Annotated in this window: 25 protein-coding genes; 17 read left to right on the forward strand and 8 right to left on the reverse strand. The window is 54.7% G+C overall.

Annotation, left to right across the window (positions count from 1 at the left end):
• The first annotated feature begins 48 nt into the window (after positions 1–48).
• From nuoG to nuoN, 8 genes are all read left to right on the forward strand, one after another.
• Positions 49–2,775: an NADH-quinone oxidoreductase subunit NuoG gene (gene nuoG, locus OGX89_RS10100; protein ID WP_032934609.1), complete on the forward strand. Its 2,727-nt coding sequence runs from the start codon at positions 49–51 to the stop codon at positions 2,773–2,775.
• Entirely contained in the window at positions 2,772–3,749 is a 978-nt protein-coding gene (nuoH, locus tag OGX89_RS10105) for an NADH-quinone oxidoreductase subunit NuoH (protein ID WP_003028063.1), read from the forward strand. Before nuoG ends, nuoH begins: the two co-directional genes overlap by 4 nt.
• A 14-nt stretch (positions 3,750–3,763) precedes the next feature.
• Positions 3,764–4,306, forward strand: coding sequence for an NADH-quinone oxidoreductase subunit NuoI (gene nuoI / locus OGX89_RS10110; protein ID WP_003028062.1), 543 nt, complete (start codon positions 3,764–3,766; stop codon positions 4,304–4,306).
• An 11-nt stretch (positions 4,307–4,317) separates the two neighbouring features.
• On the forward strand, positions 4,318–4,872 hold the full coding sequence (gene nuoJ / locus OGX89_RS10115; RefSeq protein WP_003028059.1) for an NADH-quinone oxidoreductase subunit J: 555 nt from the start codon (positions 4,318–4,320) through the stop codon (positions 4,870–4,872).
• Entirely contained in the window at positions 4,869–5,171 is a 303-nt protein-coding gene (gene nuoK, locus OGX89_RS10120; protein ID WP_000612644.1) for an NADH-quinone oxidoreductase subunit NuoK, read from the forward strand. The genes nuoJ and nuoK overlap by 4 nt, the downstream gene beginning before the upstream one ends.
• Positions 5,168–7,009 (forward strand): NADH-quinone oxidoreductase subunit L, encoded by a 1,842-nt coding sequence (gene nuoL, locus OGX89_RS10125; protein WP_125112632.1) that lies wholly within the window; start codon positions 5,168–5,170, stop codon positions 7,007–7,009. Before nuoK ends, nuoL begins: the two co-directional genes overlap by 4 nt.
• A gap of 251 nt (positions 7,010–7,260) precedes the next feature.
• Positions 7,261–8,790: an NADH-quinone oxidoreductase subunit M gene (gene nuoM, locus OGX89_RS10130; RefSeq protein WP_003027692.1), complete on the forward strand. Its 1,530-nt coding sequence runs from the start codon at positions 7,261–7,263 to the stop codon at positions 8,788–8,790.
• A 6-nt stretch (positions 8,791–8,796) separates the two neighbouring features.
• Positions 8,797–10,254 carry an NADH-quinone oxidoreductase subunit NuoN gene (gene nuoN / locus OGX89_RS10135; RefSeq protein WP_125112631.1) on the forward strand — a complete coding sequence of 486 codons (1,458 nt, stop codon included), beginning with the start codon at positions 8,797–8,799 and terminating at the stop codon, positions 10,252–10,254.
• A 58-nt stretch (positions 10,255–10,312) separates the two neighbouring features.
• On the opposite strand, the gene OGX89_RS10140 is transcribed toward nuoN, so the two are convergent.
• Entirely contained in the window at positions 10,313–11,317 is a 1,005-nt protein-coding gene (locus OGX89_RS10140) for a chemotaxis protein (RefSeq protein WP_125112630.1), read from the reverse strand.
• A gap of 64 nt (positions 11,318–11,381) precedes the next feature.
• On the reverse strand, positions 11,382–12,299 hold the full coding sequence (rbn, locus tag OGX89_RS10145; protein WP_003834737.1) for a ribonuclease BN: 918 nt from the start codon (positions 12,297–12,299) through the stop codon (positions 11,382–11,384).
• A gap of 67 nt (positions 12,300–12,366) precedes the next feature.
• Here rbn and OGX89_RS10150 point away from each other — a divergent pair, with 67 nt between their 5' ends.
• The 9 genes from OGX89_RS10150 to pmrD all read left to right on the forward strand — a co-directional run bounded on the left by OGX89_RS10150 (position 12,367) and on the right by pmrD (position 20,727).
• Complete coding sequence (locus tag OGX89_RS10150; RefSeq protein ID WP_003834735.1) at positions 12,367–12,828, forward strand: GNAT family N-acetyltransferase; 462 nt, start codon at positions 12,367–12,369, stop codon at positions 12,826–12,828.
• A gap of 63 nt (positions 12,829–12,891) precedes the next feature.
• Entirely contained in the window at positions 12,892–13,197 is a 306-nt protein-coding gene (gene elaB / locus OGX89_RS10155) for a stress response protein ElaB (protein ID WP_003027683.1), read from the forward strand.
• 104 nt (positions 13,198–13,301) lie between these two features.
• Complete coding sequence (gene menF, locus OGX89_RS10160; protein ID WP_057066387.1) at positions 13,302–14,600, forward strand: isochorismate synthase MenF; 1,299 nt, start codon at positions 13,302–13,304, stop codon at positions 14,598–14,600.
• Positions 14,601–14,687: 87 nt separating this feature from the next.
• Positions 14,688–16,358: a 2-succinyl-5-enolpyruvyl-6-hydroxy-3-cyclohexene-1-carboxylic-acid synthase gene (gene menD / locus OGX89_RS10165; RefSeq protein ID WP_003834726.1), complete on the forward strand. Its 1,671-nt coding sequence runs from the start codon at positions 14,688–14,690 to the stop codon at positions 16,356–16,358.
• Positions 16,355–17,113: a 2-succinyl-6-hydroxy-2,4-cyclohexadiene-1-carboxylate synthase gene (menH, locus tag OGX89_RS10170; protein WP_063940556.1), complete on the forward strand. Its 759-nt coding sequence runs from the start codon at positions 16,355–16,357 to the stop codon at positions 17,111–17,113. The genes menD and menH overlap by 4 nt, the downstream gene beginning before the upstream one ends.
• 14 nt (positions 17,114–17,127) lie before the next feature.
• Positions 17,128–17,985: a 1,4-dihydroxy-2-naphthoyl-CoA synthase gene (menB, locus tag OGX89_RS10175; RefSeq protein WP_003027671.1), complete on the forward strand. Its 858-nt coding sequence runs from the start codon at positions 17,128–17,130 to the stop codon at positions 17,983–17,985.
• Positions 17,985–18,947 carry an o-succinylbenzoate synthase gene (gene menC, locus OGX89_RS10180; RefSeq protein ID WP_125112629.1) on the forward strand — a complete coding sequence of 321 codons (963 nt, stop codon included), beginning with the start codon at positions 17,985–17,987 and terminating at the stop codon, positions 18,945–18,947. Before menB ends, menC begins: the two co-directional genes overlap by 1 nt.
• Positions 18,944–20,368 (forward strand): o-succinylbenzoate--CoA ligase, encoded by a 1,425-nt coding sequence (gene menE / locus OGX89_RS10185; RefSeq protein WP_063940554.1) that lies wholly within the window; start codon positions 18,944–18,946, stop codon positions 20,366–20,368. The genes menC and menE overlap by 4 nt, the downstream gene beginning before the upstream one ends.
• 95 nt (positions 20,369–20,463) lie before the next feature.
• Positions 20,464–20,727 carry a signal transduction protein PmrD gene (gene pmrD / locus OGX89_RS10190; RefSeq protein WP_003834715.1) on the forward strand — a complete coding sequence of 88 codons (264 nt, stop codon included), beginning with the start codon at positions 20,464–20,466 and terminating at the stop codon, positions 20,725–20,727.
• A 2-nt stretch (positions 20,728–20,729) separates the two neighbouring features.
• Here the strand turns inward: pmrD and arnF are convergent, their stop codons facing one another.
• From arnF to arnC, 6 genes are read right to left on the reverse strand one after another with little or no spacing between them, the layout of a single operon-like run.
• Positions 20,730–21,116, reverse strand: coding sequence for a 4-amino-4-deoxy-L-arabinose-phosphoundecaprenol flippase subunit ArnF (gene arnF, locus OGX89_RS10195; RefSeq protein WP_003834713.1), 387 nt, complete (start codon positions 21,114–21,116; stop codon positions 20,730–20,732).
• On the reverse strand, positions 21,116–21,451 hold the full coding sequence (arnE, locus tag OGX89_RS10200) for a 4-amino-4-deoxy-L-arabinose-phosphoundecaprenol flippase subunit ArnE (protein WP_003834709.1): 336 nt from the start codon (positions 21,449–21,451) through the stop codon (positions 21,116–21,118). Before arnE ends, arnF begins: the two co-directional genes overlap by 1 nt.
• Entirely contained in the window at positions 21,448–23,106 is a 1,659-nt protein-coding gene (gene arnT / locus OGX89_RS10205) for a lipid IV(A) 4-amino-4-deoxy-L-arabinosyltransferase (RefSeq protein ID WP_125112628.1), read from the reverse strand. Before arnT ends, arnE begins: the two co-directional genes overlap by 4 nt.
• Positions 23,103–24,005 (reverse strand): 4-deoxy-4-formamido-L-arabinose-phosphoundecaprenol deformylase, encoded by a 903-nt coding sequence (gene arnD / locus OGX89_RS10210; RefSeq protein ID WP_125112627.1) that lies wholly within the window; start codon positions 24,003–24,005, stop codon positions 23,103–23,105. The genes arnT and arnD overlap by 4 nt, the downstream gene beginning before the upstream one ends.
• Positions 24,002–25,984, reverse strand: coding sequence for a bifunctional UDP-4-amino-4-deoxy-L-arabinose formyltransferase/UDP-glucuronic acid oxidase ArnA (gene arnA / locus OGX89_RS10215; protein WP_125112626.1), 1,983 nt, complete (start codon positions 25,982–25,984; stop codon positions 24,002–24,004). The genes arnD and arnA overlap by 4 nt, the downstream gene beginning before the upstream one ends.
• Complete coding sequence (gene arnC, locus OGX89_RS10220) at positions 25,981–26,964, reverse strand: undecaprenyl-phosphate 4-deoxy-4-formamido-L-arabinose transferase (protein WP_003834699.1); 984 nt, start codon at positions 26,962–26,964, stop codon at positions 25,981–25,983. The genes arnA and arnC overlap by 4 nt, the downstream gene beginning before the upstream one ends.

Here is a 26,964-nt window from a genome sequence, read left to right on the forward strand (position 1 = left end):
TTCGATTAACGCTCGGTTACGACCGAGCCAACTGGAAGCATGCTGACTATGGCTACGATTCATGTAGACGGCAAAGAATATGAGGTCAACGGAGCGGACAACCTGCTGGAAGCTTGTCTGTCTCTCGGCCTTGATATTCCGTACTTTTGCTGGCACCCGGCGCTGGGAAGCGTCGGTGCTTGCCGCCAGTGTGCGGTGAAGCAATATCAAAACGCGGAAGACACGCGTGGTCGCCTGGTGATGTCTTGTATGACACCGGCCACCGAAGGCACCTTTATTTCTATTGATGACGAAGAAGCGAAACAGTTCCGCGAAAGCGTCGTGGAGTGGTTGATGACTAACCACCCGCACGACTGTCCGGTCTGTGAAGAGGGCGGCAACTGCCACCTGCAGGATATGACCGTCATGACCGGTCACAGCTTCCGTCGCTACCGCTTCACGAAGCGTACTCACCGTAACCAGGACCTGGGGCCGTTCATCTCTCACGAAATGAACCGCTGCATCGCCTGCTATCGCTGCGTACGTTACTACAAAGATTACGCCGATGGCGCGGATCTGGGCGTCTATGGCGCACATGACAACGTCTACTTCGGTCGCCCGGAAGACGGTACGCTCGAAAGCGAGTTCTCTGGTAACCTGGTAGAAATTTGCCCGACCGGCGTCTTCACTGATAAAACGCACTCCGAGCGTTATAACCGTAAATGGGACATGCAGTTTGCGCCGAGCATCTGCCAGCAGTGTTCCATCGGCTGTAACACCAGCCCGGGTGAACGCTACGGTGAACTGCGTCGTATCGAAAACCGTTATAACGGTACCGTTAACCACTACTTCCTCTGCGACCGTGGTCGTTTTGGCTATGGTTACGTGAACCTGAAAGACCGTCCACGTCAGCCGGTACAGCGTCGTGGCGATGACCTGATCACGCTGAACGCCGAGCAGGCGATGCAGGGCGCGGCAGATATTCTGCGTCAGTCGAAGAAAGTAATTGGTATCGGCTCCCCGCGCGCCAGCGTTGAAAGTAACTTCGCGCTGCGTGAACTGGTGGGTGCGGAAAACTTCTATACCGGTATCGCCCAGGGCGAGCAGGAACGTCTGCAACTGGCACTGAGCGTGCTGCGTGACGGCGGGATTCATACTCCGGCACTGCGCGAAATCGAATCTTATGATGCGGTTCTGGTGCTGGGCGAAGATGTCACCCAGACCGGCGCACGCGTTGCGCTGGCAGTGCGTCAGGCGGTGAAAGGTAAAGCGCGTGAAATGGCGGCGGCACAGAAAGTGGCTGACTGGCAGATCGCAGCAATCCTTAACATCGGCCAGCGTGCTAAGCACCCGCTGTTCGTTACCAACGTCGATAACACCCGTCTGGATGACATCGCCGCATGGACCTATCGTGCACCGGTTGAAGATCAGGCGCGTTTAGGTTTCGCTATCGCTCATGCGCTGGATAACAACGCTCCGGCGGTTGACGGTATCGACCGTGACCTGCAGAACAAAATTGACGTTATCGTTCAGGCACTGGCCGGGGCGAAGAAACCACTGATTATTTCCGGCACCAACGCTGGTAGCGCCGAAGTGATTCAGGCGGCTGCCAACGTGGCGAAGGCGCTGAAAGGCCGTGGCGCAGACGTTGGCATCACCATGATTGCTCGCTCTGTTAACAGCATGGGCCTGGGTATGATTGGCGGTGGTTCCCTTGACGATGCGCTGACCGAGCTGGAAACAGGTCGTGCTGACGCCGTTGTGGTGCTGGAGAATGACCTGCATCGCCATGCTTCAGCAACGCGTGTGAACGCTGCGCTGGCGAAAGCACCTCTGGTACTGGTCATTGACCATCAGCGTACGGCAATTATGGAAAACGCTCATCTGGTGCTTTCCGCCGCAAGCTTCGCCGAAAGCGATGGTACGGTGATTAACAACGAAGGCCGCGCCCAGCGTTTCTTCCAGGTTTATGATCCGTCCTACTACGACAGTAACACTATCATGCTGGAAAGCTGGCGCTGGCTGCATTCGCTGCACAGCACCGTGCAGAGCCGTGAAGTGGACTGGACGCAGCTCGACCACGTTATCGACGCGGTCGTTGAGAAGCTGCCGCAACTGGCGGGTATCAAAGATGCCGCGCCGGACGCAACCTTCCGTATCCGTGGACAGAAACTGGCACGTGAACCGCACCGCTACAGCGGTCGTACCGCAATGCGCGCCAACATCAGCGTACACGAACCGCGCCAGCCGCAGGACAAAGACACCATGTTCGCCTTCTCTATGGAAGGGAACAACCAACCGTCTGCGCCGCGTTCACAAATTCCGTTTGCCTGGGCTCCAGGCTGGAACTCCCCACAGGCGTGGAACAAGTTCCAGGATGAAGTGGGCGGTAAACTGCGTCATGGCGATCCGGGTGTGCGCCTGATCGAAGCTTCTGCGGATGGTCTGGATTACTTCACTACCGTTCCGGCGAGCTTCCAGGCTCAGGATGGTCAGTGGCGTATCGCGCCGTACTACCATTTGTTTGGCAGTGACGAAATGTCCCAGCGTGCGCCGGTCTTCCAGACCCGTATGCCGCAGCCGTACATCAAACTCAACCCGGCTGATGCCGCGAAGTTGGGTGTTAATGCCGGTACGCGCGTTTCTTTCAGCTACGATGGCAACACGGTTACATTGCCGGTTGAAATAGCCGAAGGATTAACGGCAGGGCAGGTTGGTTTGCCGATGGGTATGCCTGGCATCGCGCCGGTTTTGGCTGGTGCGCGTCTTGAGGATCTGCAGGAGGCACAACAATGAGTTGGATTACACCCGATCTGATTGAGATCCTGCTGAGCATTCTCAAAGCGGTCGTGATCCTGCTGGTGGTGGTCACCTGCGGGGCATTCATGAGCTTTGGCGAACGTCGTCTGCTGGGTCTGTTCCAGAACCGTTACGGACCGAACCGTGTTGGCTGGGGCGGTTCGCTCCAGCTGGTTGCGGATATGATCAAGATGTTCTTTAAAGAAGACTGGATCCCGAAATTCTCGGATCGCGTCATCTTTACCCTGGCACCGATGATCGCCTTCACCTCGCTGCTGCTGGCTTTCGCCATCGTGCCGGTGAGTCCGAACTGGGTGGTTGCTGACCTGAACATCGGGATCCTGTTCTTCCTGATGATGGCGGGCCTCGCGGTATACGCGGTACTGTTCGCCGGCTGGTCCAGTAACAACAAATACTCTTTGCTCGGTGCGATGCGTGCGTCTGCGCAGACGCTGAGCTATGAAGTGTTCCTCGGACTTTCCCTGATGGGCGTGGTGGCGCAGGCCGGTTCATTTAACATGACCGACATCGTCAACAACCAGGCTGATATCTGGAACGTTATTCCGCAGTTCTTTGGTTTTGTCACCTTTGCCATCGCGGGCGTGGCGGTGTGCCACCGTCACCCGTTTGACCAGCCAGAAGCCGAGCAAGAACTGGCCGACGGTTACCACATTGAATATTCCGGTATGAAATTCGGTCTGTTCTTCGTGGGTGAGTACATCGGTATCGTCACCATTTCTGCACTGATGGTTACCCTGTTCTTCGGTGGCTGGCATGGCCCGTTCTTACCGCCATTCGTCTGGTTCGCGCTGAAAACCGCGTTCTTCATGATGATGTTCATTTTGATTCGTGCGTCGTTACCGCGTCCTCGTTATGACCAGGTAATGTCCTTCGGCTGGAAAGTCTGTCTGCCGCTGACGCTCGTCAACTTGCTGGTAACGGCGGCTGTCATTCTCTGGCAGGCGCAATAAGGGACACAAAGACCATGACCTTAAAAGAATTGTTCGTAGGTTTCGGCACCCAGGTACGTAGTATCTGGATGATCGGCCTGCATGCGTTCGCGAAACGCGAAACGCAGATGTATCCGGAAGAGCCGGTCTATCTACCGCCCCGTTTTCGTGGTCGTATCGTTCTGACTCGTGATCCAGACGGTGAAGAGCGCTGCGTTGCCTGTAACCTGTGTGCGGTAGCGTGTCCGGTAGGCTGTATCTCTCTGCAAAAAGCAGAGACCAAAGACGGTCGCTGGTATCCGGAGTTTTTCCGCATTAACTTCTCACGCTGCATTTTCTGCGGCCTGTGCGAAGAAGCCTGTCCGACTACGGCTATTCAGCTGACTCCAGATTTCGAGCTGGGTGAGTACAAGCGCCAGGACCTGGTTTACGAGAAAGAGGATCTGCTGATCTCCGGTCCGGGCAAATACCCGGAATATAACTTCTACCGGATGGCAGGTATGGCAATCGACGGCAAAGATAAGGGCGAAGCAGAGAACGAAGCTAAGCCTATCGACGTCAAGAGCCTGTTACCGTAAGGAGAGGGGCAATGGAGTTCGCTTTTTATATCTGTGGCCTGATAGCCATTCTCGCAACCTTGCGGGTGATCACCCACACCAATCCGGTACACGCGTTGCTGTACCTGATTATTTCGCTGCTGGCGATTTCTGGGGTGTTCTTCTCGTTAGGCGCTTACTTCGCTGGTGCGCTGGAAATTATCGTCTACGCGGGCGCCATCATGGTGCTGTTCGTGTTCGTGGTGATGATGCTCAACCTTGGTGGTTCTGAAATTGAACAGGAACGTCAGTGGCTGAAACCGCAGGTGTGGATTGGTCCGGCGATTCTGTCGGCCATTATGCTGGTGGTTATTGTTTACGCCATTCTGGGCGTTAACGATCAGGGCATCGACGGCACGCCAATTAGCGCGAAAGCAGTCGGTATTTCCCTGTTCGGACCGTATGTACTGGCGGTTGAACTGGCTTCGATGCTGCTGCTGGCGGGTCTGGTTGTGGCCTTCCATGTGGGGCGCGAAGAGCGTTCTGGTGAAGTGCTGAGCAATCGCACCGACGACCGCGCGAAAAGAAAAACGGAGGAGCACGCATGATCCCCTTACAACATGGACTGATCCTCGCTGCGATCTTATTCGTGCTGGGCTTAACCGGTCTGGTTATCCGCCGCAATCTGCTGTTTATGCTGATTGGGCTGGAAATCATGATTAACGCCTCCGCGCTGGCCTTTGTGGTCGCCGGAAGCTACTGGGGCCAGACCGATGGTCAGGTGATGTATATTCTCGCCATCAGCCTTGCGGCTGCCGAAGCGAGCATTGGGCTTGCGCTGTTGCTGCAACTTCATCGCCGTCGCCAGAACCTGAACATCGATTCAGTAAGTGAGATGCGTGGATGAACATGCTTGCCTTAACCATTATTCTGCCATTTATTGGCTTTGTATTACTGGCGTTTTCTCGTGGTCGTTGGTCAGAAAATCTGTCCGCTACCGTGGGTGTCGGTTCGATCGGCCTGGCCGCGCTGGTGACTGCGTTTGTTGGCGTTGATTTCTTTGCCAATGGTCAGCAGGCTTACAGCCAGCCGCTGTGGACGTGGATGTCAGTCGGTGACTTCAACATCGGTTTTAACCTGGTGCTGGACGGCCTGTCGCTGACCATGCTCTCCGTGGTGACCGGCGTTGGTTTCCTGATCCACATGTTCGCTTCCTGGTATATGCGCGGAGAAGAGGGCTATTCTCGTTTCTTCGCCTACACCAACCTGTTTATCGCCAGCATGGTGGTTCTGGTACTGGCGGATAACCTGCTGCTGATGTACCTCGGCTGGGAAGGCGTGGGCCTGTGCTCCTATCTTCTGATTGGTTTCTACTACACCGATCCGAAGAATGGCGCTGCGGCAATGAAAGCCTTCGTGGTAACCCGCGTTGGTGACGTATTCCTGGCGTTCGCGCTGTTCATCCTCTACAACGAGCTGGGCACGCTGAACTTCCGCGAAATGGTGGAACTGGCGCCTGCGCACTTTGCAGACGGTAACAACATGCTGATGTGGGCAACCCTGATGCTGCTGGGCGGTGCGGTCGGTAAATCTGCACAGCTGCCGTTGCAGACCTGGCTTGCTGATGCGATGGCCGGCCCGACGCCTGTCTCCGCGTTGATCCACGCCGCGACGATGGTTACCGCTGGTGTCTACCTGATAGCTCGTACGCACGGCCTGTTCCTGATGACGCCTGAAATCCTGCACCTGGTGGGGATTATCGGTGCTATCACTCTGGTGCTGGCGGGTTTTGCTGCGCTGGTACAGACCGACATCAAACGCGTTCTTGCGTACTCCACCATGAGCCAGATTGGTTATATGTTCCTGGCTCTCGGCGTACAGGCGTGGGACGCGGCGATTTTCCACCTGATGACGCACGCCTTCTTTAAAGCGCTGCTGTTCCTGGCATCCGGCTCGGTTATCCTGGCTTGCCACCACGAACAGAACATCTTCAAGATGGGCGGGCTGCGTAAGTCAATTCCGCTGGTGTATCTCTGCTTCCTGATCGGTGGTGCGGCGTTGTCGGCTCTGCCGCTGATTACCGCTGGCTTCTTCAGTAAGGATGAGATTCTGGCCGGTGCAATGGCGAATGGTCATATTAATCTGATGGTTGCAGGTCTGGTCGGTGCATTCATGACCTCTCTGTACACCTTCCGTATGATTTTCATCGTGTTCCACGGTAAAGAACAAATTCACGCTCACGCAGGGAAGGGGATTACCCATCATCTGCCGCTGATTGTGCTGATGATCCTGTCCACCTTCGTTGGCGCGCTGATTGTGCCGCCGCTGCATGGTGTACTGCCTGCGACGACAGAGCTTGAGCATGGTCGCGTCATGACGCTGGAAATTACCTCCGGTATCGTAGCGATTGCGGGCATCCTGATCGCAGCATGGCTGTGGCTGGGTAAACGCACGCTGGTGACGTCGATTGCGAACAGTGCGCCGGGCCGCCTGCTGGGTACCTGGTGGTATAACGCCTGGGGCTTCGACTGGCTGTACGACAAAGTGTTCGTTAAGCCGTTCCTGGGTGTTGCCTGGTTGCTGAAACGCGATCCGCTCAACTCAATGATGAACATTCCGGCGATCCTTTCCCGCTTTGCAGGTAAAGGCCTGCTGTTGAGCGAGAACGGTTATCTGCGCTGGTATGTTGCATCAATGAGCATCGGCGCCGTCGTTGTGCTGGCACTGTTGATGGTACTGCGTTGAGTTTGTTGGCTGGATGAACGATTGCCGGATGGCGCTGCGCTTATCCGGCCTACAAACCCAAAAATAATTTTTAGAATTCGTTGAAAATCTGTTCCTGATGTACAGGCGTCATCGGCGAAGTCAGACCGGAGACCGCCAGCGCAGAGCAACCGGAGCGTACTGAAGTACGTGAGGATTGCGAGCACTGCCGGGATTTGGGCTGACGAGTGAGATAGCCTGAGCAGGAGTAAATATAAGGGACATACTTAGCTATGTTATTACCCTGGTTGATATTAATTCCCTTTATCGGTGGCTTCCTGTGCTGGCAGACCGAACGCTTTGGCGTGAAGGTGCCGCGCTGGATCGCGCTGATTACCATGGGATTGACGCTGGCGCTTGGCCTGCAACTGTGGTTGCAGGGCGGCTATTCACTGACGCAATCCGCTGGCATTCCGCAGTGGCAGTCTGAATTTGTCCTGCCGTGGATCCCACGTTTTGGCATCTCTATTCATCTGGCTATCGACGGTCTGTCGCTGCTGATGGTAGTGCTGACCGGTCTGCTCGGTGTTCTGGCGGTACTTTGCTCCTGGAATGAAATCGAAAAATACCAGGGCTTCTTCCATCTGAACCTGATGTGGATCTTAGGCGGCGTGATCGGCGTGTTCCTTGCCATCGACATGTTCCTGTTCTTCTTCTTCTGGGAAATGATGCTGGTGCCGATGTACTTCCTGATCGCGTTGTGGGGGCATAAAGCCTCTGACGGTAAAACGCGTATCACGGCGGCGACCAAGTTCTTCATTTATACCCAGGCGAGTGGTCTGGTGATGTTGATTGCCATCCTGGCGCTGGTGTTTGTGCACTATAAAGCGACCGGTGTGTGGACCTTCAACTATGAAGAGCTGCTGAATACCCCGATGTCCCACGGTGTGGAATATCTGCTGATGCTGGGCTTCTTCATCGCCTTCGCGGTGAAAATGCCGGTGGTTCCGCTGCACGGCTGGTTGCCGGATGCGCACTCCCAGGCGCCGACGGCAGGTTCCGTTGACCTGGCGGGGATCTTGCTGAAAACCGCGGCTTACGGTCTGCTGCGCTTCTCTCTGCCGCTGTTCCCGAACGCGTCGGCGGAGTTTGCACCTATCGCAATGTGGCTGGGCGTTATCGGTATCTTCTATGGCGCGTGGATGGCCTTTAATCAGTACGATATCAAACGTCTGATCGCTTACACCTCCGTATCGCACATGGGCTTCGTACTGATTGCTATCTACACCGGCAGCCAGCTGGCGTACCAGGGCGCTGTTATCCAGATGATTGCGCACGGTCTGTCCGCAGCCGGTCTGTTCATTCTGTGTGGTCAGCTGTACGAACGTCTGCACACGCGTGATATGCGTATGATGGGCGGCCTGTGGGGCAAAATGAAATGGTTGCCTGCGCTGTCGATGTTCTTCGCAGTGTGTACGCTGGGTATGCCGGGTACAGGTAACTTCGTTGGCGAATTTATGATTCTGTTCGGCAGCTACCAGGTGGTTCCGGTCATTACCGTGATCTCGACTTTTGGTCTGGTGTTTGCCTCTGTTTACTCGCTGGCGATGCTGCATCGCGCTTACTTCGGTAAAGCGAAGAGCCAGATTGCCAGTGTTGAACTGCCAGGGATGTCGCTGCGTGAGCTGTTTATCATCCTGTTGCTGGTCGTGCTTCTGGTACTGCTTGGCTTCTATCCGCAGCCGATTCTGGATACCTCGCATTCTGCGATGAGCAACATCCAGCAGTGGTTTGTTAATTCCGTTACTACTACAAGGCCGTAAATCGCCATGACAATAACTCCACAACACCTGATTGCGCTGCTACCGCTGCTGATCGTCGGCTTGACGGTGGTGGTTGTGATGCTCTCCATTGCGTGGCGACGCAATCACTTCCTCAATGCCACGCTGTCGGTCATTGGGCTTAACGCCGCGCTGGTTTCGCTCTGGTTTGTTGGCCAGGCGGGCGCCATGGACGTCACCCCACTGATGCGGGTTGACGGTTTCGCCATGCTCTACACCGGGCTGGTGCTACTGGCGAGTCTTGCCACCTGTACCTTCGCTTACCCGTGGCTGGAAGGCTACGATGACAACCGGGAAGAGTTCTACCTGTTGGTGCTGATTGCCGCACTTGGCGGTATTCTGCTGGCTAACGCTAACCATCTGGCGGCGCTGTTCCTTGGTATTGAGCTGATCTCTCTGCCGCTGTTTGGTCTGGTTGGCTATGCGTTCCGTCAGAAACGTTCGCTGGAAGCCAGTATCAAATACACCATTCTGTCTGCCGCAGCGTCTTCCTTCCTGCTGTTCGGTATGGCGCTGGTGTACGCGCAGTCTGGAAATCTGTCGTTTGTTGCACTCGGTAAGAGCCTCGGCGACGGCATGCTGCACGAACCGCTGCTGCTGGCTGGCTTCGGTCTGATGATTGTTGGCCTCGGCTTTAAACTCTCGCTGGTTCCGTTCCACCTGTGGACCCCAGACGTATACCAGGGTGCTCCTGCTCCGGTTTCCACCTTCCTGGCGACGGCGAGCAAAATCGCTATCTTCGGCGTGGTGATGCGTCTGTTCCTGTACGCCCCGGTAGGGGATAGCGAAGCGGTACGTATCGTACTGGGCGTAATTGCCCTTGCTTCCATCATCTTCGGTAACCTGATGGCGCTGAGCCAGACCAACATTAAACGTCTGCTCGGTTACTCTTCTATCTCTCACCTCGGTTACCTGCTGGTGGCGCTGATTGCTCTGCAGAGCGGCGAGATGTCGATGGAAGCGGTTGGCGTTTACCTGGCCGGTTACCTGTTCAGCAGCCTCGGCGCGTTCGGTGTGGTCAGCCTGATGTCCAGCCCGTACCGCGGCCCGGATGCGGACTCTCTGTTCTCCTACCGTGGTCTGTTCTGGCATCGTCCGATCCTCGCGGCAGTGATGACGGTGATGATGCTGTCTCTGGCAGGTATCCCGATGACGCTGGGCTTTATCGGTAAGTTCTACGTACTGGCCGTCGGTGTGCAGGCTAACCTGTGGTGGCTGGTTGCCGCTGTGGTGGTCGGTTCCGCGATTGGTTTGTACTACTACCTGCGTGTTGCCGTGAGCCTGTACCTGAGCGCACCGCAACAGCTGAACCGTGATGCGCCGTCTAACTGGCAGTACAGCGCGGGCGGTATCGTAGTGCTGATTTCTGCCCTGCTGGTTCTGGTGCTGGGTATTTACCCACAACCGCTGATCAGCATTGTGCAGTTAGCGACTCCGCTGATGTAAACGAAATGCAGAAACGAAAAAACCCGCCTTGGCGGGTTTTTTTATGCGTGAAATACGGTCAGTTTAATAGCTGACGGCTCACCAGCGGACCGCTGATGCCTTTCGCTGTGCGATCCATCACTTCCTGGATCACTGAAGAAAGCTCATTGACTTCGAATTTGGCCACGTAGCCATCCGCTTTTACTCGGCGAACGTGATCTTCGTTCGCGCTACCGGAAAGCGAAGAGTGGATAACGACCGGGATTTTCTTCAGACGTTCGTCGGTTTTTATCTTACGGGTAAGCGTAAAACCGTCCATCTCCGGCATTTCGAGATCGGTGAGCACCAGGGCGATCTTCTCACTGATTGGCTTGCCCTCCGCCTGCGCTTCTGCGGAAAGCTGCTGTATTTTTTCCCACGCATCCTGACCTGTTACATTCATCAGATGCGGGATCTCCATGGCGTTAAGCCCTTTTTCCAGCATGGCGCGGGCCACTTTGGAATCATCAGCCACAATCGCCACCGCACCCGGCGTGATGTTGAATTTATTGGTTTTAAGATCGGTTGCGCGCAGGTCGTGGTTCGCCGGTACGATGTCGTACAGGATCTGCTCAACGTCGAGCACCAGCGCCAGGTTGTTAGTCTCTTTGTTGTCGTCCAGGCAAGCGATACTGGTGATATAGCGACCATTAACGGCTTTCTCGGCGGTATGCACCTGTTGCCAGTCCAGGCGCATAATGTTTTCCACTGACTCCACAGCAAACGCCTGGACGCTGCGGGCATATTCTGTGATCAACAGGATGTTGAGTCCGGTCTCTGGCTTACAGCCCGCAACGGCGGGCAGGTCAATCACCGGGATCACCTGATCGCGAATATTAACCATACCCAGTAACGGGGCCTTCATACCCGCCGGACGCGTAAAGGTCGGCATCGGCACGATTTCACGTAGCTTGAATACGTTGATGCCAAACAGCTCTGATTTCTGCTCCTCAACAGATTTGCCGAGGCGAAACAGCAGCAGTTCAAAACGGTTAGACAGGGTTAGGTTTGTCCTGTCATCAATATCTTTCTGGAAATTGTTCATCCTGTCCTCAGTGTGAAAGCCAGCCTTTCCACTGTTATCGGCACTGAGGCGGAAAAATAGAGCGTTAAACGCTGAAAATGGCGAAATCGTGAGCCAGTGCCGTGTCTGGAAATATTGTTTTGCACTCTGCGAGTAAGCGCTGGCAGCCTTTTTCATCGTAGCGTGAGCTAACGTGGGTCATTATCAGACGTCCCACTCCGGCATCCAGCGCCAGCTGTGCGGCTTGTCGGGTTGAGCTGTGCCCGCGACTGTTTGCTTTTTCCTCCATTGACGCGTCCAGCGTGGTTTCGTGTACCATGACATCTACACCTCGAGCCAGTTCAATGGCGGACGCGCAGGGTCCTGTGTCACCGAAAATAGCGACTGATTTTCCCCTGGTGGGCGGGGAAAGAAAATCGGCACCGTTAATCGCTCGACCATCCTCCAGCACGATGGTTTTTCCGGCTTTCAAATCCTGAAACCACGGGCCCGCTTTAACGTCTGCCGCCTTCAGGGCATTGGCGTCAAGCGCACCCGGTTTGTCGTGCTCTTGAATGCGAAAACCGTAGCATTCCAGCGGATGCGCCAGCGGGTACGCCGTTACTTTTCGCAGGCCGTCATCCACAATCTCACCCGCGGTAATTTCCACAATATCCAGCGGATAATCGGTCCAGGAGCCGCTCAGACGCAATGCGGTTTCGGTAAACTCTCGCAACCCTTTTGGCCCGTAGAGCGTCAGAGGCTGGACATTGCCGGCCATTGAGCGACTGCACAGTAGCCCCGGTAAACCAAACAGGTGATCGCCGTGCAGATGGCTGATAAAAATACGATCGAGTTTTCCTGGATTGAAAGGCGTGGTGAGCATCTGATGCTGCGTCCCTTCGCCGCAATCAAAAAGCCACAGCCCCGCCTGAGTCGGGTGTTGCAGATTCAGTAAAATTGCCGTTACATTGCGTGAGCGCGTGGGGACTCCCGCAGACGTGCCTAAAAATAGTAATTCCATCTTTGCGTTACACTTTTCGCCATCAATAAGGCAGGGTGTTCAGGTTATCACAACATAGGGGCAGACAATGATTCACTGGCAAGATCTCCACCATGCAAAGCTGAGTACCCAACAACTGTACGCACTACTTCAGCTACGATGCGCGGTGTTTGTAGTTGAGCAACAGTGTCCGTACCAGGATGTGGATGGCGATGACCTGGCTGGAGAGAATCGGCATATTCTGGGCTGGCATAACGATGAGCTGGTGGCGTATGCGAGGATTCTGAAAAGCGATGACGAGCTGGAGCCGGTAGTGATTGGTCGGGTGATTGTAAGCGAAGCGCTGCGTGGTGAAAAACTGGGGCAACAGCTAATGGCCCAGACGCTGGCATCCTGCGTGCAACACTGGCCACACAAGGCGTTGTATCTGGGCGCGCAGGCGCATCTGCAATCGTTCTATGCGCGCTTTGGCTTTGTTCCGGTGACGGATATCTATGACGAAGATGGTATTCCACACGTCGGAATGGCGCGGGAAGCACATCAGGCGTAAACAGGCGCAATCAGTCCAGGTTGTCTATAGTTAGCGGGTACGTCAATAGAAAGGGAGAATATAATGTCTTTTCATTCTTATGAATCACGTATCGATGATGATCTGGAATTATTAAGCGAAACGCTGGAAGAGGTGCTGCGTTCTTCTGGCGACCCAGCAGATCAAAAATACCTTGAGTTAAAAGCGCGGGCAGAGCGGGCGTTAGAAGAGGTGAGAAATCGCGTCAGCCATGCTTCTGATAGCTACTATTACCGTGCGAAAAAAGCCGTTTGTCGGGCGGATGACTATGTGCACGAAAAACCCTGGCGCGGAATCGGCGTTGGCGCCACAGTCGGTTTAGTGATGGGATTATTGTTAGCGCGGCGATAAATTCCGTTCTGTCATCGCATTTGTACGTACTCCCTAACTGGGGGTACTGCTTTTTCTGCTCAGTACCCCGTATAATGAGAGGTTTTTAACAGGGAGAGGTCCGCGTGCATTCAATCACTACTGCGCTGGAAAGTCTGATGCGTCATTTATCGCAAGAGATGCCAGCAGCACCTGGAATTCGTATTTACGATATACCTTTCCCACTGAATGATGCGTTTGACGCTTTAGGATGGCTGGCCAGTCAACCCGTCTGGCCCCAGTTTTACTGGCAGCAGCGTAACGGCGATGAAGAAGCCGCCGTATTAGGGGCCGTCGCCGCATTTTCCTCGCTGGAATCAGCCCAGCAATTTTTACATCAGCATGATAATCATCCCGACCTGCGCATCTGGGGCCTGAATGCCTTTGAGCCTCAGCGTGGCAATTTACTGCTGCCGCGGCTGGAGTGGCGACGTTGTGCCGGAGTGGCGAGCTTACGCTTACATCTCTATAGCGACGTGTCGCTACGTGAAGACGCTGCACAAGCGATCGCCTTCATCTCATCGCTTGCTCCCGTAAAACCGCTCCCTGCATTGCGTTTGAATTTGACGGGAGAACAGCACTGGCCGGAGAAAGCTGGCTGGATAGACCTGATAAAACTCGCTACTCAAACGATCGCAGGAGAAGACCTCGATAAGGTCGTGCTGGCGCGGGCGACCGATTTACAGTTTTCTCAGTCGGTTAATGCCGCTGCCGTGATGGCTTCCAGCCGTCGCTTAAATCTGAACTGCTACCATTTCTTTATGGCATTCTCCGCCGACACCGCTTTTCTTGGCTCTTCTCCTGAACGTCTGTATCGACGACGTGATACGGCGCTGCGCACCGAGGCGCTGGCCGGAACTGTGGCCAATCACCCTGAGGATCATCGGGCCTGGCAATTGGGCGACTGGCTAATGAAAGATGACAAAAACCAGCGCGAGAATATGCTGGTGGTCGAAGATATTTGCCAGCGGCTACAAGGCTGTACGCAAACTCTCGATGTGCTGCCACCGCAGGTGCTCAGGCTGCGTAAAGTGCAGCACCTGCGCCGTTGCATCTGGACGGAACTGAATCAGGCCGACGATACGCTTTGCCTGATGCAGCTCCAGCCCACGGCGGCCGTTGCCGGTATTCCGCGTGAGCTGGCGCGTGAGTTCATCCAACAAAATGAACCCTTTGAACGAGAGTGGTATGCCGGTTCAGCGGGTTATCTTTCTTTGCGCCAAAGCGAGTTTTGTGTGTCATTGCGTTCGGCGAAAATTAGCGCAAACGTGGTACGCCTGTATGCCGGGGCAGGGATTGTACGTGGCTCAGATCCTGAGCAGGAATGGCAAGAAATAGACAATAAAGCGGCAGGGTTACGTACTTTATTACAGATGGAAGGATAGTGATTTCGTGTATATTTCCGATTCATATCAAAAATCCATTTATTCGATTCTCTATACTGTGTCGCAATATTGATACCGGACAATCTCATGTCAGTAAGCGCATTTAACCGACGCTGGGCGGCGGTCATTCTGGAAGCACTCACTCGCCACGGCGTCAGGCATGTCTGCATTGCCCCTGGCTCTCGTTCTACACCGTTGACGCTGGCGGCAGCGGAAAACCCCGCATTCATCCACCACACCCATTTTGACGAGCGCGGTCTTGGGCATCTGGCTTTAGGTCTGGCAAAAGTCAGCCGGCAGCCTGTCGCCGTGATTGTGACGTCCGGTACCGCGGTGGCGAATTTATATCCCGCGTTGATTGAAGCGGGCCTGACCGGTGAAAAACTGATTTTACTTACGGCAGACCGACCGCCAGAGCTTATCGACTGTGGCGCGAACCAGGCGATTCGTCAGGCCGGAATGTTTGCCTCGCATCCATCGCAAACGCTCTCTTTACCGCGTCCGACTCAGGACATTCCGGCAAGCTGGCTGGTGTCCACTATTGATAATGCGTTAGCTGCCCTGCATAGCGGGGCGGTTCATATCAATTGCCCGTTTGCGGAACCGCTGTATGGCGATATGGACGAAACGGGGATTGCCTGGCAGCAGCGCCTCGGCGACTGGTGGCAGGACGATAAACCCTGGCTGCGAGAAGCGCGTCGGCTGGAAAGCGACAAACAGCGCGACTGGTTTTTCTGGCGACAAAAACGCGGCGTAGTCATTGCCGGTCGCATGAGCGCGGAAGAAGGTAAGAAGGTTGCGCAGTGGGCGCAGACATTAGGCTGGCCGCTGATTGGCGATGTTCTGTCGCAAACCGGACAACCGCTGCCGTGCGCCGACCTGTGGCTGGGAAATGCGAAAGCTGTAGCTGAATTGCAGCAGGCGCAGATTGTGGTGCAGCTTGGTAGCAGCCTGACCGGAAAACGTCTGCTGCAATGGCAGGCCAGCTGCGATCCGCAGGAATACTGGATTGTCGATAATATCGAAGGCCGCCTCGATCCGGCCCATCATCGCGGCCGCAGGTTGGTAGCGAAAGTTGGCGACTGGCTGGAGCTACATCCGGCGGAGAAACGTCAGCCCTGGTGTATTGAGATCCCTCGTCTGGCGCAACAGGCCTGGCAGGCGGTAGAAGCCCGTCGCGAGGCGTTTGGTGAAGCGCAACTAGCCCACCGTATCCGCGACTACTTGCCGGAGCAGGGCCAGCTGTTCGTGGGTAACAGTCTGGTGGTGCGCCTGATTGATGCGCTGTCGCAGCTTCCGGCTGGTTACCCGGTCTATAGCAACCGTGGCGCGAGCGGTATTGATGGCCTGCTGTCAACGGCAGCAGGCGTACAGCGTGCCAGCGCGAAATCGACGCTGGCGATTGTTGGCGATTTATCTGCATTGTATGACCTGAATGCGCTGGCATTATTGCGCCAGGTATCCGCGCCGTTTGTCCTGATAGTGGTCAATAATAACGGCGGGCAGATTTTTTCCCTGCTGCCGACGCCAGCCAGCGAACGCGAACGGTTCTATCTGATGCCGCAGAACGTACATTTCGAGCATGCTGCCGCCATGTTTAACCTTAAATACCAGCGCCCGGAAAACTGGGAGCAGCTGGAGAGCGCGTTGACTAACGCGTGGCGTACACCTGCGGCCACGGTGATTGAGCTGGTGGTGAACGAAACTGACGGGGCGCAAACCTTGCAGCAACTGCTGGCGAAGGTAAGTCACCTATGATCCTGCATGCGCAGGCGAAAGAGGGGCAGACGGGGTTTCCCTGGCTGGTTTTCCTGCACGGTTTCTCTGGTGATTGCCAGGAATGGCAGACGGTCGGCGAAGCGTTTCAGGATTATTCGCGGCTATACATCGACCTGCCGGGACACGGTGGCTCCGCTGACATCAGCGTGAGCGGGTTCGATGATGTCAGCGTTTTGCTGCGTAATACTCTACTTAGTTACAACATACTTAACTACTGGCTGGTGGGATACTCTCTTGGCGGCAGAGTCGCGATGATGGCGGCCAGTCAGGAGATGCCAGGGCTTTGTGGTCTGGTGGTTGAGGGTGGACATCCCGGCTTGCAAAGCGAAGAAGCGCGCGTTCAGCGTCGTCTCTCGGATGGCCGCTGGGCTGCGCGTTTTCGCGCAGAGCCGCTACGTGAGGTGTTTAATGACTGGTATCAACAGCCCGTTTTTTCCTCGCTGAACGCGGCACAAAGAGAGGCGCTGGTCGCTCTGCGTAGCCAGAATAATGGGCAAACGCTGGCGGCAATGCTGGAGGCCACCTCGCTTGCCGTACAACCTGATTTACGTGCGCAACTCACGATGCGCACATTTCCGTTTTATTATTTATGTGGTGAACGTGACGATAAATTCCGCGCTCTGGCGGCGGAAATATCAGTACCAAACCATGTGATTCGTAATGCCGGACACAACGCGCATCGGGACAACCCCGCGGGCGTGGTGGACTGTCTGGCTCAGATTCTGCGTCGCTAACTATAGGACATTTTATGATCTATCCTGATGAAACAATGCTTTACGCACCGGTAGAATGGCACGATTGCTCTGAAGGCTATACCGACATTCTTTACGAGAAATCCACCGACGGTATCGCAAAAATCACCATTAATCGTCCGCAGGTACGCAATGCTTTCCGTCCGGTCACCGTGAAAGAGATGATCCAGGCGCTGGCGGATGCTCGCTATGATGACAACATCGGCGTCATTATTCTGACTGGTGCTGGCGACAAAGCGTTCTGCGCAGGCGGCGATCAGAAAGTGCGTGGTGACTACGGCGGATACCAGGATGACTCCGGTGTGCATCACCTGAACGTACTGGACTTCCAGCGCCAGATTCGTACCTGTCCGAAACCGGTAGTAGCGATGGTTGCAGGTTTCTCCATTGGCGGTGGCCATGTGCTGCACATGATGTGTGACCTGACCATTGCGGCTGAAAACGCTATTTTCGGTCAGACCGGCCCGAAAGTCGGTTCCTTTGACGGCGGTTGGGGCGCTTCCTACATGGCGCGCATCGTCGGTCAGAAAAAAGCGCGTGAAATTTGGTTCCTTTGCCGTCAGTACGATGCGAAACAGGCGCTGGATATGGGTCTGGTCAACACCGTGGTTCCGCTGGCGGATCTGGAAAAAGAGACCGTACGCTGGTGCCGTGAAATGCTGCAAAACAGCCCAATGGCGCTGCGCTGCCTGAAAGCCGCACTGAACGCCGACTGTGATGGTCAGGCTGGTCTGCAGGAGCTGGCAGGTAACGCCACTATGCTGTTCTACATGACGGAAGAAGGTCAGGAAGGCCGTAACGCCTTTAACCAAAAACGTCAGCCTGATTTCAGCAAATTCAAACGGAATCCGTAATGCGTAGCGCGCAGGTATACCGCTGGCAGATCCCCATGGACGCGGGGGTGATTCTGCGCGACAGGCGGTTAAAAACGCGTGACGGGTTGTACGTTTGTCTTCGTGACGGTGAGCGCGAAGGGTGGGGAGAGATCTCCCCGCTGCCGGGCTTCAGTCAGGAAAGCTGGGAAGAGGCGCAAACCGAGCTGCTGGCCTGGGTGAAAGGCTGGCTGCAAGGGGATGACTCCTTACCGCAACTGCCTTCGGTCGCCTTTGGCGTAAGCTGTGCGCTGGCCGAACTGACTGGCGTATTGCCACAGGACGCGGACTATCGTGCTGCGCCGCTGTGCACGGGCGATCCTGACGATCTGGTGCTACAACTGGCGGACATGCCGGGCGAAAAAGTGGCGAAGATCAAGGTCGGTCTGTATGAAGCGGTCCGTGACGGCATGGTAGCCAATCTGCTGCTTGAGGCGATCCCGGAGCTGCATTTGCGACTTGACGCCAACCGGGCCTGGACGCCGTTGAAAGCTCAGCAGTTCGCGAAATACGTTAATCCGGAGTATCGCGGACGCATTGCCTTCCTCGAAGAACCGTGCAAAACCCGCGACGACTCCCGTGCCTTCGCGCGTGAAACCGGCATTGCCATCGCCTGGGATGAAAGCCTGCGTGAAGCGGATTTCACCTTCGAAGCCGAAGAAGGCGTCAAGGCCGTTGTTATCAAACCTACGCTGACCGGCAGTCTCGATAAAGTCCGTGAACAGGTGGCTGCGGCGCATGCGCTTGGTCTTACTGCCGTTATCAGTTCGTCAATCGAGTCGAGTCTGGGCTTAACCCAGCTGGCGCGAATTGCCGCATGGTTAACGCCGCAGACCATTCCGGGTCTGGATACCCTGAGCCTGATGCAGTGCCAGCAGGTTCGCACCTGGCCGGGTAGCACGTTGCCGTGTATCGACGTTGATGCGCTGGAACGTCTGCTATGACCCAGCAGGAAAGGTCCGATAGCGTGAGCTTATCGGGCTTGGTACAACCGGGTGACTGGCCGTGGCGTCACTGGCGACAGGTTCGTGCGAAGGTGCCAGCCTTACGCCTCAACGATGAGGTATTAAGCTGGAGCGATCTCTGCACACGTGTAGATCAGCTGGCCTGCGGTTTTGCCGCTCAGGGCGTGGAAGAGGGCGATGGTGTTCTGCTTCGCGCGTGGAATCATCCGCGCGCTTTGCTGGCCTGGCTCGCGCTGCTGCAATGTGGGGCACGAGTTTTACCTGTGAACCCACAGTTGCCTCAGCCGCTGCTTGATGCGCTGATCCCGGACTTAACGCTACGTTTTGCGCTGGATCTGGAGGCCGCTATCGCACTTCCGGAACTCAGCCCGTTGCAGATGCAGCCATTGCCAGGCGATCACGCCGCAGCGTGGTTGCCTGAACGTTTGAGCACGATGACGTTAACTTCAGGTTCTACCGGATTGCCAAAAGCGGCTGTTCATACCTGTCAGGCGCATCTGGCAAGCGCGCAGGGCGTCCTGTCATTAATGCCGTTTGGTGCTGAGGATGACTGGCTGCTCTCGCTGCCGCTGTTTCATGTTTCCGGCCAGGGTATTTTGTGGCGCTGGTTGTTCGCCGGAGCGCGAATGACCGTGCGCGACAAGCAGCCGCTGGAGCAAATGCTGGCTGGATGTACCCACGCTTCACTGGTGCCCACGCAGCTGTGGCGCTTGCTGGTCAACAACACGCCAGTCACGCTCAAAGCGGTACTGCTGGGTGGCGCTGCAATTCCTGTTGAATTGACGGAGCAAGCGCGCGAGCAAGGGATTCGTTGCTGGTGCGGTTACGGATTAACGGAGTTTGCTTCTACGGTCTGTGCGAAAGAGGCGGATGGTCTGGCAGATGTGGGTTCCCCTCTGGCAGGCAGAGAAGTCAGAATCGTTGATGATGAAGTCTGGTTACGGGCTGCCAGCATGGCGCAAGGTTACTGGCGTAACGGACAGCTTATTCCTTTAGTGAACGCGGAAGGCTGGTTTGCAACCCGCGATCGCGGCATGCTAAAGGACGGCAAGTTAACGATTGTCGGTCGTATGGATAATCTGTTTTTTAGCGGCGGGGAAGGTATACAGCCGGAAGAAGTGGAACGCGTGATTGCAGCGCATCCGCATGTTCTACAAGCCTTTATTGTGCCGATAGAAGACAAAGAGTTTGGCCATCGCCCGGTGGCGGTCATTGAGTATGACGCTAATGCTGGAGAAACTAATCTCGCAGTGTGGGTAAAAGATAAGCTGGCCCGCTTTCAGCAGCCGGTATGTTGGCTAACATTGCCGCCCGAGCTCAAAGCTGGAGGAATTAAAATTTCGCGCCGTGCGTTATTGGATTGGGTAAGTACTTCATCATTAACATTAAGAAAACATTAACAGTATTTCTCGTTTTTGTCATTCAGCAGCGATTGTCCTTTTGTTTATCTGCTAAAGTGTAACCTATTGTGAAATTTATTAACAAAAGGTGCGCTATGGAATGGCATGTGAAGAAGTCTTGCTGTCACAAAAAAGCAGGGAAGCTCTATATCGTACTTTGCGATAGCGGTGGTTCGCTAAAGATGCTTGCTGAGGCGCAATCTTCCGAGCGGGTTAAGCCCGGCGATCTCCTTTCACCGCTGAAGGATGCACAGTATTGTATTAACCGCGATAAATCCCGGGTCATTAAGGTAATTGATGCCAGACAGTACATCTGTGATGAATGGGAACGTCTGTTACGACAGTCTGAAGATAAGTAATCTCAGGGTTGGTGTTTGCGTGAAGGCAGAAAAATCGTCATTAGCCCTGCCATGATGCACAGTACCCCTGCCAGCGCTTTCACTGAAAATGTTCCCTGCCAGCCGGGTAGGATCATTGAGGCAACCCACACCAGCACATAGCTCAGGCTGAGTAGGGCATAGGCTTTGCTCAGCGCGAGTTGGTGTAGGGCTTTATGCCAGCAAATCACTGACAGTAAATACCCTGTCAATCCGGCATATAAAGCAAACGCTCCGATACTGACAGAGAATACGGCAGAGATGAACGCCAGCGGCTGCAGCATTGGCGGCAGATTATCCATCGCAAAGCCGAGGCTCAACTGGGCGATAGAGGTGATCATCACGCTACATAATCCCCAAAATACGCCCATTACACTGCACTCCCAAGAATAAATATGCCGGTAATGATCAGCCCAACGCCCAGCCAGTGGCGGGTTGTTACGGGTTCGCGCCAGATTTTCCATGCGGCGAGAGTAACCCAGACAAAGTTAAGGCTCAGCATGGGATAGGCAATACCGACAGGAATGTTTTGTAAAACCGCCAGCCATAGCAGCATGGCCAGGCCGAGGCTTGCCAGAGCAAGCCCAATCCATTGCGTAATGTAGCGTTTTCGCGCACGAACAGACACCGGTCGGGTCGCCTGCTTCTGGCATAGCTGGCCGCAGACGCTGAGCAGGCTGGCGAGGACTAAGGCTATCCAGATCATTTGGGCCGATACTGAATCAGGACCAGACGCCCCTGATTATCAATGTAGTCAGCGGGAGGGATGGCAAGTTGATTAATATCTTCATTCTTATCAATCGAGAGCACGAGCGTAATGTTTCCTTGCTGTCGATGTTGCGCTAACCAGTCGGCAAAGCCTTCCCGGCTGACAAAGCGACCCTGGGCATCCGGGTAGTTGAGGCCATATTTTAACTCGCCCGTTTGTCCGTACATCATGATGTCGTCGCGCTTCAGGCTCCAGGCCAGTCCCGCAGCGACGCCAACGCTGTCGGTGAGAATATAACGGCTCGGCTCCAGCGATTCTTTGGTCATCTCGACAAAAAACTGCGGCTGTTTAGATTCCATCACCCGGTCAGGAATGGAGAAGCCAAATAACAGCGCCAGCCCTAATGGGCATAGTGCTGCGAATTTCCAGTTCTTCTCGCGGTTATTTAGCGTATACCAGCCAAAAAGCGTCCAGATGATAAAGATGCCCCAGGCACAAAAAACCTTATACGTTTCGATATGCGACCAGACTGGCGTCTTCAATGGACCCAGCGTGGAAACAATAAACGTGGCGACGATGCCGACGATGCCGAACAGCACGTTGATCCAACCATTCACGCGCAGCGCGGTCGAGCCTTTTTCCGCAGCCTGCAGGCCGAAGCGCGCCGTTAATATCGCCAGCGGCGCGAAGCAGGAAAGAATATAGGTCGGCAGTTTTCCTTTCGCGATGCTGAAAAACAGGATTGGCATAATAATCCAGCTTAACAGGTACAGAGCACTGCGCGGAACATCCCGCTCACGCCAGCCCGTACGCAGCGCGCCGGGGAGTAGCCCGAGCCACGGTAATGTGCCTGCCACAAATATCGGGATGTAGTACCAGATAGGAGCCTTATGCTGGGCATCATCCTGCGCAAAGCGCTGAATATGTTCAACCCAGAAGAAGTAATGCCAGAAATCCGGCTCGCGTTGCGCAATCGCTATACCCCACGGTAGTACGATCGCGATGCAGCCGATCACCGCCAGCAGACCGTAGAGAATGAGGTCTTTCCAACGCTTTTGTGCAAAAACCCATGGTAATACGCTAAGCACAGGAACGGCGAGTGCCAGAAAACCTTTGGTCATTACACCCATACCGCAGGTCAGACCAAGCAGCAAAAAAGCGATGATTTTGCGTGTTCTGGTGGTGGCCTGCATGCCTTCCCAAAAACAGCACATGCCCGCCATCAGCCAAAGCGCAATGATGGGATCAAGTACCGCGTAGGTGCCGATGCTGTAAACCGAAAAAAACGTTAAAAAGATAGCGGAGGAGAGTACGGCGGTACGCTTATCCTGCCACAGTCGCATGGCAAGCCAGGCTACCAGTAGCGCCGTCATCAAAGTGGCAAAAATAGCCCCCGCTCTGACGCCAAAATTATTGGCGCCAAACAACCATTGTCCGATGCTGTTCAACCAGTATCCGGCAATTGGTTTTTCAAAATAACGCAGCCCTAAAAAGTGTGGAACGATCCAGTCACCAGAGTTGAGCATTTCCCGGCTGATTTCAGCATAGCGCGTTTCATCAGGCTGCCAGAGCATACGGCTGTTGATAGGTAAAATAAAATACAGTGCGATTAAAGCGATAAATGCCAGAGTGTAGCGGGCAGCAGATTTCATTGTGTCACACTCAACGGTTGTTGGCAGCCGAGCCATCCCTCTCTGCCGGGTATTTTTCCACGTACGATCTGTCCTAACGGCAGTGTACTGATGTCGTCAGGTAACAGCTCGCCAAGCGGGCAGAATGTCATCCCCATGTCCGCGGCGCGAGTAAGCAGCTCGTCAAAATTCTGATGAAAGGCGATGCCTTCAACTTCCGCATGAATGGTGTACACCGGTGTTCCTCTGCTCATCTGGATGTGGGAGAGGATATAAGAGTTGAAGTCCACCGCCTGGACCTCCTGGCCAACCACCTCATCCCATGTTGGTAGGGTGACGGGAATTTGTGGCGTCCCCGTTTTCCCGGATTCCAGCACCGGACGAAATAACGACGTTCCCCGACAGTCACTGTTATAGCGCAGATGGAATGCTTCTTTGGCATGGACGACACGGTTGTCGGCACGCCATCCGGCAACGGCAGAGCAGGAGACTGGCTGACCGATGATGGCTTCAAGTGCGGTGATGCCTTGCGAAATATCATCAATCAGCTGTTTGTCATTCCAGTTTCCGCTTCGTGCCTGCCAGGCGTGATGATCCCAGGCATGCAAACCGGTTTCATGAATCTGGGCGGTTTGTGCAATGATTGCCGCGTTGGCCTGGCCAATCTCTTTTCCCGGCCATGCGGTTCCCGCCAATAAAATATCCCATCCGTAGAGCGATGCTGCGTTTGAACGCAGCATTTTCCACAGAAATTGCGGCTTCACAAGACGCCAGAGATGGCGCCCCATGTTGTCAGGCCCAACGCTAAAGAAAAAACTTGCCCGAACGTTATGTCGGTTTAATGTCTCCAGCAGGCGGGGCACGCCTTCGCGCGTCCCCCTGAATGTATCGACATCAATACGCAAGCCTACTTTGGTCATGATGTGTGTTCCGTGATATCCACACTGCGTAAGAAGAAGTCCAGCGTCTCTTCTACCGTTTCCTGCATCTCAATGGTCGGTTCCCAGTTCAGGCAGCGTTTTGCATTGCGAATGTTAGGCTTACGATGCTCAACGTCTTGATAACCTTTACCGTAGTAGCTGCTGCTTTCGACGTCACGGAAACCGGCAAACGGCGGGAAGTGGTTACGCAACGGATGTTTTTCAAAGCAGGAAAGCAGCATTTCTGCCAGTTCCTGAATACTTGCTTCGTTCTGCGGATTACCGATGTTGATAATCTCACCGTCACAGCGGCCGCCTTCGTTTTCAATGATGCGGTACAGAGCTTCGATACCATCACGAATGTCGGTAAAGCAGCGTTTTTGCTTACCGCCTTCAATCAGCTTAATCGGTGAACCTTCCACGAGGTTGAGGATCAGCTGTGTAATGGCGCGTGAGCTGCCGATACGCGCGGCGTTAAGGCTGTCCAGACGCGGTCCCATCCAGTTAAACGGGCGGAACAGGGTGAAGCGCAATCCCTCTTTTTCGCCGTACGCCCAGATAACACGGTCCAGTAACTGCTTGGATACGGAGTAGATCCAGCGTGGTTTATTGACCGGACCGACGATCAGATTCGAACTGTCTTCATCAAAGACTTTGTCGGTACACATGCCGTAGACTTCGGAGGTTGACGGGAAAATGATGCGCTTGCGGTATTTCACGCAGTAACGAATGATTTTCAGGTTTTCTTCAAAATCGAGCTCAAATACGCGCAGCGGGTTGCGGGTATATTCGATAGGCGTTGCGATCGCCACCAGCGGCAGCACAACGTCGCATTTTTTCACATGATATTCAATCCATTCGGAGTGAATGCTGATATCACCTTCGACGAAATGGAATCGCGGATGTTGCAGGAAACGCCCAATGGCGTCGCTGCCAATATCGAGTCCATACACTTCGTAATTATCTTCTTGCAGCAGGCGCTCGGTCAGATGGTTACCAATGAAGCCGTTAACGCCGAGGATCAGTACGCGAGTACGGCGTTTGCTGGTGGTCACTGACTGGCTGTTCAGGTGAGAACCTGGCACCAGACCCAGAACTTGCGCCAGTTGTGAACCCTGCATTGCAATACCATCGCCAGCTTGTCCGGTAATAATCTCCAGTGCACCATCGACACAGGCGATCAGTAAAGGAGACACGGAGATGACGGTGCCCGGCTGGGCCGCAATGTCGTTTGTGCAAACGCGCGATGACCAGACGGTGAACTTTTGTGTGCCAACATAGCTAAATGCGCCCGGCCACGGATCGCTGACGGCGCGGACCTGGTTATGTAACTCCGCGGCAGCTTTGTACCAGTCGAGGAAGCTATCTTCCGGAGTACGGCGACTAAAACAGGTAGCCTCTGCTTCTTGTTGGGGGAGTTCTGCATAATCTCCCGTTTTAATCGCGGGCAGCGCCTCTTCCAGCAGGTGACGCGCTGCCTGGCACAGCTTATGGTGCAGCGTTAACGCCACATCATCTGGTGAAATAGCAACGCGCTGCTGGGCAACAATGGCACCGGCATCCGCGCGTTTGACCATGCGGTGAAGCGTGACGCCGGTTTCGGTTTCGCCATTGACCAATACCCAGTTCAGCGGGGCGCGACCACGGTATTTCGGCAGCAGCGAGCCGTGCAGATTAAATGCGCCCTTAGGGGCAAGACTGAGGATCTCATCACTCAGTAAATGGCGATAGTAGAATGAGAAGATAACATCCGGCGCCAGTTGGCTAATGCGCTCAACCCACAGGGGATGATTAACCTCGTCGGGGGCGTAAACCGGAATACCGGCGCTGGCCGCGAGGCGGGAAACAGATCCAAAAAACGCTTTTTCACCCGGATTGTCTGTGTGCGTAAAAATGGTAGCGATTTCATAACCTGCATCCAACAAGGCCTGGACACCCTGACATCCCATATCGTGATAGGCAAATACGACGGCTTTCATGCGCGGTTTTCCTCGGTTGACTGCGTGGTTTGTGGGCGAATAACGTGTTGAACAAAATAGCGGGGGCGGGCGCGGACATCGTTATAGATGCGACCGATATATTCGCCGAGTAAACCCATGCCAATAAACTGTGCGCCGATAAAGGTAAACAGGACGGCAAACAGCATGAATACCCCTTCCGCTGCCCACTGTGGGCCGAGCGTCAGGCGCAGAACAACAAGCAAGACTGATAAGGTAAAGCCCGTGGCGGCGATCACGCTGCCCAACAGGCTCAGCATGCGAAGCGGTGTTGTGGTAAGGCATGTTACCAGGTCATACATCAGGTTGATCAGACGCATGAAGCTGTATTTGGAGTCACCAAATTCACGCTCTGCATGATGTACCGGGATCTCCGTGGCGCGACGGGCAAAAATGTTGGCCAGAATAGGGATAAAGGTGCTGCGCTCCTGGCAATGCAGCATGGCATCGACGATGTGACGGCGATAGGCGCGTAGCATGCAGCCGTAATCACCCATTGCTTTACCGGTGGTGCGCTGTATCAGATGGTTGATCATTCGTGAGGCGGTCTTACGAAATACGCTGTCCTGACGGTTCTGGCGTACCGTGCCTACCACATCGAAGCCTTCATCTGCGGTGGCGACCAACCGTGGGATCTCCTCCGGCGGGTTTTGCAAATCGGCATCCAGTGTGATGATCAAGTCTCCGGTGACATGGCTGAAACCGGCCATAATCGCCGAGTGCTGTCCGTAATTACGATTCAGTAAAATAGAGACAATATGGCTGTTCGGTGCCTGAGAGGCGTCCATCATCAACTGAGCGGAACGGTCGCTGCTGCCGTCGTCGATGAGCAGAATTTCATAGTCTTTGCCCAATTTCTCGCAGGTGGCGCTGGTGCGTCTGATTAACTCTGGCAGGCTTTCCTGTTCATTAAAAACGGGAATGACCACCGAGACTTTTTTGATTGGTGCAGCTTCAAACAT

Source organism: Citrobacter sp. Cpo103 (assembly GCF_030332605.1).
In the GTDB taxonomy this organism is placed as follows: Bacteria; Pseudomonadota; Gammaproteobacteria; order Enterobacterales; family Enterobacteriaceae; genus Citrobacter; species Citrobacter portucalensis.

Excerpts from the sequence above, each read along its gene's own strand:
- nuoG (WP_032934609.1), top strand. The coding sequence starts at position 49 with ATGGCTACGATTCATGTAGACGGCAAAGAATATGAGGTCAACGGAGCG.
- nuoH (WP_003028063.1), top strand. The coding sequence starts at position 2,772 with ATGAGTTGGATTACACCCGATCTGATTGAGATCCTGCTGAGCATTCTC.
- nuoI (WP_003028062.1), top strand. The coding sequence starts at position 3,764 with ATGACCTTAAAAGAATTGTTCGTAGGTTTCGGCACCCAGGTACGTAGT.
- nuoJ (WP_003028059.1), top strand. The coding sequence starts at position 4,318 with ATGGAGTTCGCTTTTTATATCTGTGGCCTGATAGCCATTCTCGCAACC.
- nuoK (WP_000612644.1), top strand. The coding sequence starts at position 4,869 with ATGATCCCCTTACAACATGGACTGATCCTCGCTGCGATCTTATTCGTG.
- nuoL (WP_125112632.1), top strand. The coding sequence starts at position 5,168 with ATGAACATGCTTGCCTTAACCATTATTCTGCCATTTATTGGCTTTGTA.
- nuoM (WP_003027692.1), top strand. The coding sequence starts at position 7,261 with ATGTTATTACCCTGGTTGATATTAATTCCCTTTATCGGTGGCTTCCTG.
- nuoN (WP_125112631.1), top strand. The coding sequence starts at position 8,797 with ATGACAATAACTCCACAACACCTGATTGCGCTGCTACCGCTGCTGATC.
- OGX89_RS10140 (WP_125112630.1), bottom strand. The coding sequence starts at position 11,317 with ATGAACAATTTCCAGAAAGATATTGATGACAGGACAAACCTAACCCTG.
- rbn (WP_003834737.1), bottom strand. The coding sequence starts at position 12,299 with ATGGAATTACTATTTTTAGGCACGTCTGCGGGAGTCCCCACGCGCTCA.
- OGX89_RS10150 (WP_003834735.1), top strand. The coding sequence starts at position 12,367 with ATGATTCACTGGCAAGATCTCCACCATGCAAAGCTGAGTACCCAACAA.
- elaB (WP_003027683.1), top strand. The coding sequence starts at position 12,892 with ATGTCTTTTCATTCTTATGAATCACGTATCGATGATGATCTGGAATTA.
- menD (WP_003834726.1), top strand. The coding sequence starts at position 14,688 with ATGTCAGTAAGCGCATTTAACCGACGCTGGGCGGCGGTCATTCTGGAA.
- menH (WP_063940556.1), top strand. The coding sequence starts at position 16,355 with ATGATCCTGCATGCGCAGGCGAAAGAGGGGCAGACGGGGTTTCCCTGG.
- menB (WP_003027671.1), top strand. The coding sequence starts at position 17,128 with ATGATCTATCCTGATGAAACAATGCTTTACGCACCGGTAGAATGGCAC.
- menC (WP_125112629.1), top strand. The coding sequence starts at position 17,985 with ATGCGTAGCGCGCAGGTATACCGCTGGCAGATCCCCATGGACGCGGGG.
- menE (WP_063940554.1), top strand. The coding sequence starts at position 18,944 with ATGACCCAGCAGGAAAGGTCCGATAGCGTGAGCTTATCGGGCTTGGTA.
- pmrD (WP_003834715.1), top strand. The coding sequence starts at position 20,464 with ATGGAATGGCATGTGAAGAAGTCTTGCTGTCACAAAAAAGCAGGGAAG.
- arnF (WP_003834713.1), bottom strand. The coding sequence starts at position 21,116 with ATGGGCGTATTTTGGGGATTATGTAGCGTGATGATCACCTCTATCGCC.
- arnE (WP_003834709.1), bottom strand. The coding sequence starts at position 21,451 with ATGATCTGGATAGCCTTAGTCCTCGCCAGCCTGCTCAGCGTCTGCGGC.
- arnT (WP_125112628.1), bottom strand. The coding sequence starts at position 23,106 with ATGAAATCTGCTGCCCGCTACACTCTGGCATTTATCGCTTTAATCGCA.
- arnD (WP_125112627.1), bottom strand. The coding sequence starts at position 24,005 with ATGACCAAAGTAGGCTTGCGTATTGATGTCGATACATTCAGGGGGACG.
- arnA (WP_125112626.1), bottom strand. The coding sequence starts at position 25,984 with ATGAAAGCCGTCGTATTTGCCTATCACGATATGGGATGTCAGGGTGTC.
- arnC (WP_003834699.1), bottom strand. The coding sequence starts at position 26,964 with ATGTTTGAAGCTGCACCAATCAAAAAAGTCTCGGTGGTCATTCCCGTT.